Origin of the sequence: Ferrovibrio terrae, assembly GCF_943371255.1 — a bacterium.
GTDB lineage: Bacteria > Pseudomonadota > Alphaproteobacteria > Ferrovibrionales > Ferrovibrionaceae > Ferrovibrio > Ferrovibrio terrae_B.
The window spans coordinates 1-7,827 of record NZ_CALRUC010000158.1 but is presented as its reverse complement, the minus strand read 5'-3'; the positions used below and the strand labels follow the sequence as shown (position 1 = coordinate 7,827).

General features: G+C 64.3%; 7 protein-coding genes and 1 pseudogene. 3 read left to right on the top strand and 5 right to left on the bottom strand.

Annotation, left to right across the window (positions count from 1 at the left end; genetic code table 11):
* Positions 1 to 83 precede the first annotated feature (83 nt).
* Genes AAG799_RS21405 through AAG799_RS21395 form a run of 3 tightly spaced genes read left to right on the top strand, consistent with a single transcriptional unit; the run spans position 84 to position 3,398 of the window.
* Positions 84 to 941, top strand: coding sequence for a branched-chain amino acid ABC transporter permease (locus AAG799_RS21405; RefSeq protein ID WP_341899033.1), 858 nt, complete (start codon positions 84 to 86; stop codon positions 939 to 941).
* 2 nt (positions 942 to 943) lie between these two features.
* Positions 944 to 2,701, top strand: coding sequence for a branched-chain amino acid ABC transporter ATP-binding protein/permease (locus AAG799_RS21400; RefSeq protein ID WP_341899032.1), 1,758 nt, complete (start codon positions 944 to 946; stop codon positions 2,699 to 2,701).
* On the top strand, positions 2,694 to 3,398 hold the full coding sequence (locus AAG799_RS21395; RefSeq protein ID WP_341899030.1) for an ABC transporter ATP-binding protein: 705 nt from the start codon (positions 2,694 to 2,696) through the stop codon (positions 3,396 to 3,398). The genes AAG799_RS21400 and AAG799_RS21395 overlap by 8 nt, the downstream gene beginning before the upstream one ends.
* A 1-nt stretch (position 3,399) precedes the next feature.
* Here AAG799_RS21395 and AAG799_RS21390 read toward each other — a convergent pair whose 3' ends face one another.
* The 5 genes and pseudogenes from AAG799_RS21390 to AAG799_RS21370 form a co-directional block, all read right to left on the bottom strand.
* The gene (locus tag AAG799_RS21390) at positions 3,400 to 4,995 is read right to left on the bottom strand and encodes a class I adenylate-forming enzyme family protein (RefSeq protein WP_341899028.1); all 1,596 of its coding nucleotides are present in this window, start codon (positions 4,993 to 4,995) and stop codon (positions 3,400 to 3,402) included.
* 1 nt (position 4,996) lies between these two features.
* Positions 4,997 to 5,665 carry an ATP-binding cassette domain-containing protein gene (locus AAG799_RS21385; RefSeq protein ID WP_341899027.1) on the bottom strand — a complete coding sequence of 223 codons (669 nt, stop codon included), beginning with the start codon at positions 5,663 to 5,665 and terminating at the stop codon, positions 4,997 to 4,999.
* Positions 5,662 to 6,420: an ABC transporter ATP-binding protein gene (locus AAG799_RS21380; RefSeq protein WP_341899026.1), complete on the bottom strand. Its 759-nt coding sequence runs from the start codon at positions 6,418 to 6,420 to the stop codon at positions 5,662 to 5,664. The genes AAG799_RS21385 and AAG799_RS21380 overlap by 4 nt, the downstream gene beginning before the upstream one ends.
* Complete coding sequence (locus AAG799_RS21375) at positions 6,417 to 7,424, bottom strand: branched-chain amino acid ABC transporter permease (protein ID WP_341899024.1); 1,008 nt, start codon at positions 7,422 to 7,424, stop codon at positions 6,417 to 6,419. Before AAG799_RS21375 ends, AAG799_RS21380 begins: the two co-directional genes overlap by 4 nt.
* 4 nt (positions 7,425 to 7,428) lie before the next feature.
* A pseudogene (locus AAG799_RS21370) lies at positions 7,429 to 7,827 on the bottom strand (branched-chain amino acid ABC transporter permease); the annotation flags it as partial.

The window sequence follows — 7,827 nt, the reverse complement described above, 5'->3', positions numbered from 1 at the left end:
ACCTGGGTCACGGTCTGGCCCAAGGCATGGGCTGCACCCGGCGCGACGATCAAGACCCAGTAACCTGAATCGAGTGATCCTGTATGGCTTTCCCAAGTCTGAACCTTCTGCTGCAGTCCATCCTGTCTGGCGTTTTCATCGGTGGAATGTACGGCCTGATCGGTTTGGGCTTGGGACTGTCCTGGGGCCTGCTGCGCCAGATCAACCTGGCGCATTTCGGCTTCGTCTTCCTGTCCGGGTATCTCAGCTATCATATGGTGACGGTCTGGGGCATCGACCCGCTGCTCACCCTGCTGATCCTGGCGCCGCTGTTCTTCGCCATCGGCGTGGCACAGCAATGGCTGCTGTCGCGCTTCAAGATTTCACCGTTCAATTCCTTGCTGGTCACCTTCGGCTTCACTGTGATGATCGAAAGCCTGATCCAGTATGTCTGGACGGCCGATTTCCGCAAACTGCAGTCCTCTTACGGTGAAGAGAAATTCAAGATAGCCGGGCTTTTCGTCCCGGTGCCGGAGCTGCTTACCCTTCTGCTGGCCATCACGCTGGCCTTTGCGGTCTGGGCGGCGATGCGCTTCACCGATATCGGCAAGGCCATGCGCGCCATGGCCGAGGATGGCCCGATTGCGGCTGCCTTCGGCATCAACCAGCGCCTGCTGTCGCTATTACTTTCCGGTGTCTGTGTCGCCTTTGCCGCCATTGCCGGCGTGTGCTTCGCGCTGACCTTCACGCTGACCCCGACCCAGATTTTCTCCTGGGTCGGCGTGGTCTTTGCCGTGGTCATGCTGGGTGGCCTGGGCAGCGCCATCGGCCCGCTGGTGGCCGGCATCATCATCGGGGTGAGCGAGGCCATCGCCATGGTGCTCTTCGCGCCCTCCTGGGCGCCGATCGTCTCTTTCTCGCTGCTGATCCTCATGCTGCTGTTCCGGCCGGGTAGGGCCTGATTATGAACAAGGTCATTCTGTCCGGAATTTTCGCCATCGGTGTCGCCTTTGCCGCCCTGCCGTGGCTGGGCGTCCCTGCCTTCTGGGAATCCTTCCTCTACCTGCTGTTCCACTGGATCGTGCTGGCCGTGTCGTGGAACATTCTCTCGGGTTACACCGGTTACTTCTCTTTCGGGCATGGCGCCTTCTTCGGTGCCGGCATCTACGGCTCGGCCTATCTGGCCGGCAGCATCGGCTGGCCTTTCCTTGCCACGCTGCCGGCCGCAATCCTGGTCGCCGCCGCGCTTGGTGTCGGCCTCGGGGCGGTGGTCTTCCGTGTCGCGCGGGTGCGGGGCGAGCTGTTTGCGCTGCTGACACTGGCGATCACCTTCGTGCTCGCCACCATCATCCTGAACACCAGGATTGACGGCGGTCCCGGCATCTATCTCATCGGCGTCGATATCCCCAAGCTCGGCCCGTCGCAGTCGGCCTCGATCTATATGATGGGGCTGATTGCCGCCGTGGCGACGCTGGCGATTTCCTACATTATCTACGCGTCCAAATTCGGCACCGGGCTTTTCGCGATTCATGACGACGAGGATGTCGCCGAGGTCATGGGCGTGCCGACCTATCGCTACAAGCTCTATGCGCTGGCAGTCTCCTGTGGCCTGGCCGGCCTGGCGGGCGGCATCCATGCCGTGTTCATCTCCTACGTGACGGTGTCGGAGACCTTTTCCATTGCCGTGCCGCTCTCGGTCGTGCTGATGAGCATTCTTGGCGGCAGCCGGCACTGGATCGGGCCGGCCGTTGGCGCCGTCTTCATCACCTGCCTGCTGTATTTCTTCACCTCCGGCGACTATGCCGTGTTTGGCCGCGCCATGGTCGGCCTGATCCTGGTCATCGTCATCCTGTTCATGCCGTCTGGCGTGCTGGGCATGATCGCCCAGTGGCGGCGTGGCCGCAGCAGCCCTGCCGCGGCCGTCTCACCGCCAGCGCATGAAGCGGTGCCGACGGCGGCCATCGTCAGGCTGGCCACCAAGCCGGCGCCTGCCACAGACGTGCTGCTGCAGGTGCGCGGGCTGACCAAGGCCTTCGCCGGCCTGCGGGCGGTCGACAATGTGACACTGGAGGTGCGCAAGGGCGAAATCCTCGGCCTGATCGGGCCGAACGGCTCGGGCAAGTCCACCTTCATCAACCTGGTCAGTGGTCATTTCAAACCGACCGCCGGCGAGATCATTTTCGAGGGCCAGAATCTGGCCGGGCTGGATGCCCATCGTTTCGCCCAGGCCGGCATCGCGCGCACCTACCAGATTCCGCGTCCCTTCAGCCAGATGACCGTGCTGGAGAATGTCGCCATGGTTGCCATGTTCGGCGGCACGGGCATGAGCCGTGCCGAGGCGACTCAAGCGGCAGAAGAGTTCATTGCCTTCGCCGGTCTTTCCCATCGCGCCCATGCGCTGCCCGATGACCTGAACCTGCATCAGCGCAAGTTCCTGGAGCTGGCGCGCGCGCTCGCCGCCCGGCCGAGGCTGCTGATGCTGGATGAAGTGCTGTCCGGCCTGACGCCGAGCGAAATCAACGAAGCCATCGAGATGATCCAGCGTATTCGCGACCGTGGCACCACGATCATTTTCGTCGAACATGTGATGCGCGCCGTCATGGCGCTGACCGACCGTATCGTCGTGCTGAATTACGGTGCCATGATTGCCCAGGGCAATGCCACCGATGTGATGAATGAAGACAGCGTGAAGGCTGCCTATCTGGGGAAAGCCCATGCTTGAGGTCAGCACCCTGAAGGTCGCCTATGGTGCGGCCCCGGCCCTGTGGGATGTCAGCATCCATGTCGGCACCGGCGAGCTGGTTTGTGTCGTCGGGCCCAATGGTGCGGGCAAGACGACGCTGATCAATACATTGGCCGGCCTGAATCGCGCGTCCCAGGGCAGCATCGTCTTTGACGGTGCCGATATCACCCGCATTGCGCCGCATAAATTCTGCCAGGCCGGTATTGCCATCGTGCCGGAAAGCCGCCGGCTGTTCGCCGGTATGACGGTGCTGGAGAATCTGGAGCTTGGCAGCTACCTGCCGGCAGCCAAGGCGCGGCGGCGTGAAACACTGGAGCAGGTCTGCGAGCTGTTTCCGGCGGTGCGGCAAAAGCTGCCGATGCTGGCCGGTTCGCTGTCGGGTGGCCAGCAGCAGATGGTGGCCATCGGCCGGGCGCTGATGGCGCGACCCAAGCTGCTGCTGCTCGACGAGCCGTCGTTGGGTCTGGCGCCCTCCATTGTCATGGACATGTTCGAGGCCATCCGCCGCATCAATGCCGATGGACTCTCCGTGCTGCTGGTCGAACAGAATGTCAGCATGGCGATGGCCCTGGCATCGCGGGCCTATGTGCTGGAAGAGGGCCGCATCGCCATGGAGGGCCCGGCCGGCGACCTGTTGCAGCGACCCGAGATCCGCAAGGCTTATCTGGGCCTGTAACCTAAAGCAACTGCTCGCGCAGGGCCCGTTTCAGCAGCTTGCCATTGGCATTGCGCGGCAGCGGCTCGTCCAGCAGGGTGAAGGTTTCCGGCACCTTGTAGTCGGCCAGCCGGCTGGCACAGAAATCCTTCAGCACTGTTTCGGTCAGCGCCGCATCCTTGCGGGCCACGAAGGCATGCACCCGCTCGCCCAGCACCGGGCAGGGCCGGGCGATAATGGCACTTTCCAGCACGCCGGGATGATGGCTCAGCACATTCTCCACCTCGACCGAGAAGATCTTGTAGCCGCCGCGGTTGATCATGTCCTTGACGCGGTCGAACACCCGCACGAAGCCATCGGCGTCGATCGAGCCGATATCGCCGGAATGCCAGAAGCCGGCGGTGAAGTTCTGCTGCGTGGCCTCCGGATTCGCCCAGTAGCCCGGTACCACCATGGGGCCGCGGATCCAGATCTCGCCGGCTTCGCCCGGCGGCACTTCGCGGCCATCGGCATCGACCACGATCACCTCGGCGCAGGGTGCTTCCAGGCCGACGCTGTCGGAATGGGTGGCGCTCAGCGCCGGTGGCATCATGGTGGTGGGCGAGGTGGTCTCGGTGGCGCCATAGGCGTTCATCAGGCCGAGCTGCGGCAGCTTCTGCGCCAGCGCGGCAATGGTGGCCTGCGGCATCGGTGCGCCGCCATAGCCGCCGACGCGCCAGCTGGAGAGATCATGCCGGTCGAAATCCGGTTGCAGCAGGCAGAGATTGTACATCGCCGGCACCATGATGGTGTGGGTGAGCCTTTCTCTGGCTGCCAGCGGCAGGAAATCGCGCGCCTTGAATTCCGGCACCATGATCACCGCGCCGCCGCCCTGCCAGGCAGTCACGATGATGGCGATCAGGCCGGTGACATGGCTGGCCGGCACCGCCAGCAGCGAGCGGTCATCCGGCCCCAGCCCCATGCAATACTGAAAATGCAGGGCCGAATGCACGATGTTGATATGCGCCAGCATGGCGCCTTTGGGCCGTCCGGTGGTGCCCGAGGTGTAGAGGATGACACCGGTGGCTTCCTCGGCCGGGGCCGCAAAGGCCGGCGGGGTGCCGGCCTGGCGCAGCGTGTCGAAGGCCAGCGATCCGGGCGCATGACCGCCGGCTGCATACCGGTGCCGCAGTTGCGGCAGATCGGCGGCGCCGGGCAGGCGGTCGGCCAGGTCAGCCTCATGCACCAGCAGGCAGGCGCCGGCGTGATCGAGGATATAGGCGATCTCCGGCGTCTGCAGCCTTGTGCCGAGCGGCACGCAGATGGCGCCAAGCCGCAGGCAGGCCAGCAAGGTAGAAACGAATTCGATGCGGTTCCCCAGCAGCATGCCGACACGGTCGCCAGCTTTCACACCCGCGGCAGCCAGCCCGCCGGCCACGGCATCAGATTCGGCCGCGAGCTGGCGATAGGTGAGGCGGTTATCGCCGGCCACCAGCGCTTCGTTGTCGGGATGCGCTGCCAGCGTGCGGGCGAAAATATCGTAGCTGTGCACCGGGCGGTCGGTGAAGCAGCGCACCACGCGGTCGCCGAAATGCGCCTCGTTGCGGATTGCAATGGAATCGTCCAGCTGCCAGGCCATGTCAGGCGGCCTTATGCGCGACCGCATTGGCGCCGCGCTCGATGACATATTCGCGGTCGAACAGGGCCTGGGTATGGTTGAGTTCCGACTGGGCGATCAGCACGGAGAGATCCGTGCCGCGCAGGCCGGCGATCACCTCCGACAGTCGCTCGGACAGGGCCGGCGCCACGCCTTCGAAGGGCTCGTCCAGCAACAGCAGCTTCGTGCCAACGGTAAGCGCACGGGCCAGCGCCACCAGCTTCTGTTGTCCGCCGCTGAGCAGCAGGGCGCGGCGATCTTTCATCTGCGCCAGTTCGGGCAGCACGGCATAGACGAAATCCAGCCGCTCGGCCTTCCTGAGCGTCTTCGAGACCCAGACCGGTAGCAGGATGTTTTCCTCCACCGTCAGTTCCGGGATCAGCCGGCGGTCTTCCGGCATGTAGCCGATGCCAAGGCCAGCACGGGTATGGCGCTCCTGCCTTTTCAGGCTGGTGCCGGCAAAGCGGATATCGCCGCCATCAATCGGCAGATGACCCATGATGCTGCGCAGAAGGGTGGTTTTGCCGGCGCCATTGCGACCGATCAGGCCGATCATCTGGCCAGCAGCCAGATCAAGTGAAAAGCCGCGCAGCACGCCGATGGCCTGGATCGAGACCTGCAGGCCGTCAATGGAGAGGAGCGGCTGGATCATTTCGCATTCCCCGTCACATAACGTTTCACTTCAGCATCGACCAGAACCTCGGCCGGGGTACCATCCGCGATGACCCGGCCGCTGTAGAAGGCGACCACGCGGTTGGCATAGGTCGAGACGATGTCCATGTCATGTTCGACGAACAGGGTGGTCAGGTTGCTGCCGTCCATGGCACGCAGCACCGTATCCATCATGCTGAATTTCTCATCCACGCTGACGCCGCTGGTCGGTTCGTCCAGCAGGATCAGGCGCGGATCGCGGCACAGAGCCATGGCGATATCCAGCAGCTTGCGCACGCCGCCGGGCAGTTCAGACACCGGACGCTCGGCATGGCCGGCGAGGCCGAACCGTTCCAGCATGGCGATCGCTTCGTCGCAGAGACCGGCATCATAGGCGCCACGCCAGAAGGACAGCGCGCCGCGCCGCGCCACGGTAAGCGCAACCAGGATATTCTCGGCTGCGCTCATTTCGAGGCAGAGCTGGGGGATCTGGAAGGAGCGGCAGACGCCGCGCTGGGCGATCTGCCGCGGCCCCAGGCCGGTGATTTCCTTGCCATCCAGCTTGATGCTGCCGCTGCTCGGCTTGATATAGCCGGTCACCATATTCACAAACGTGGTCTTGCCAGCGCCGTTGCTGCCGATCAGGCAGACGCGCTGGCCGGCCGAGACCTGCAGCGACACATTGTCGGCCGCCACCAGGGCGCCGAAGGTCTTGCCGAGCCGGTCTGCTTCAAGGACGTAAGGCTGCGGGGTCATTGTGCGGCCTCCGTCGCAGCGCGCTGTCTGGCGGCGGCAGCCTGTGCCTTTTCGGCGGCCTGGCGCGGCAGGCGTTCGGGTTTGGCCCAGAGCGAGCCGACGCCCTTGGGCAGGAACAGGATGATCAGCAGCAGGAACAGGCCGAGCGCCAGCTGCCAGGTGTCGGGGAAATACTTGTTGGAGAAAGATCGCACCAGTTCCAGCAACAGCGAGGCGAGGAATACCGCCGGCGCGCTGGCATGGCCGGCCAGGATCGCCATGAAGACGAACTCGCCAGAGGTGGTCCAGTAGGAGAAGTTCGGGTCGATATGGCCGAGCGAAATCACGGTCAGCGCGCCGCCGGCACCGCCAAGCGCGGCGGCGATCACGAAGTTGATCGCCATGGCGGCGCGCACCGAGGTGCCGAGATACTCCACCCGCAACTCGTTGTCGCGGATCGCCATCGACAGCAGCCCGCGGCTGGAGCGGCAGTAGATCGTCACCAGCAGGGTGAGCAGCGTGGCGATCGCACTGCTCAGCGCAAAGAAGGCATAATCGGCGTTGGTCTCGTTGATGGTCAGGCCCAGCATGCTGGGGCGCGGCACATTGAAGCCATCGGAGCCACCGACGCCCGAGGATTTCACCAAGATGCCGTAAAGTACCATGGAGAGTGCGAGCGTCAGCATGGCAAAGAAGATGCTGCGATAGCGCGCCAGCAGCGGGCCGGCGATGGCGCCGGCCAGCGCCGAGGCAAAGCAGCCCAGCAGCACCAGCACCACCGCATCGGTGATGCCGTAGCGCGTGGCGGCCAGCCCGGCGACATAGCCGCCGATGGCAAAGACCAGGCCTTGGCCGAAGGAAACGACGCCGCCACGCATCATCACGATCAGGCCGAGGCCGACCACGCCATGGCTGGCGGCCATGGTGAGCAGGAACAGCAGCCATTGCGGCAGCATCAGGCCAACCAGCAGCAGAACGGCCAGCGCGGCGGCATAGAGGATGGTGGTTTGCAGGCTACGGGTCATGGGATCAGATCCTGCGGGCGACAACGCGCTGGAACAGGCCTTCGGGCCGGAAGATCAGCACCGCGGCCATCACCAGATAAATGCTGAAGAGTTCGGCGGCCGGCCAGATATGCACGGCAGTGGAACGGGCGAGGCCGACGATGAGCGCGCCGATGGCGGCGCCGCCGATGCTGCCCAGGCCGCCGATGATGACGACGGCGAAACTGACGATGATGACGCCGACGCTGATGCCCGGCTGCACCGAGATCATCGGCGCAGTGAAGGCGCCGCCCAATGCTGCCAGAAAGACGCCGAAGGTGAAGGCGCCGAGATAGACCTTGCTGATATTGATGCCCATGCTGGCGGCGATCTCGTCATTGTGGATCACGGCCAGCACGATCTTGCCCAGCACGGTGCGGTTCAG

What these genes read in the sequence shown, in the direction of transcription:
- AAG799_RS21380 (WP_341899026.1), bottom strand. Translation starts at nt 6,420, where the DNA reads ATGACCCCGCAGCCTTACGTCCTTGAAGCAGACCGGCTCGGCAAGACC.
- AAG799_RS21390 (WP_341899028.1), bottom strand. Translation starts at nt 4,995, where the DNA reads ATGGCCTGGCAGCTGGACGATTCCATTGCAATCCGCAACGAGGCGCAT.
- AAG799_RS21405 (WP_341899033.1), top strand. Translation starts at nt 84, where the DNA reads ATGGCTTTCCCAAGTCTGAACCTTCTGCTGCAGTCCATCCTGTCTGGC.
- AAG799_RS21385 (WP_341899027.1), bottom strand. Translation starts at nt 5,665, where the DNA reads ATGATCCAGCCGCTCCTCTCCATTGACGGCCTGCAGGTCTCGATCCAG.
- AAG799_RS21375 (WP_341899024.1), bottom strand. Translation starts at nt 7,424, where the DNA reads ATGACCCGTAGCCTGCAAACCACCATCCTCTATGCCGCCGCGCTGGCC.
- AAG799_RS21400 (WP_341899032.1), top strand. Translation starts at nt 944, where the DNA reads ATGAACAAGGTCATTCTGTCCGGAATTTTCGCCATCGGTGTCGCCTTT.
- AAG799_RS21395 (WP_341899030.1), top strand. Translation starts at nt 2,694, where the DNA reads ATGCTTGAGGTCAGCACCCTGAAGGTCGCCTATGGTGCGGCCCCGGCC.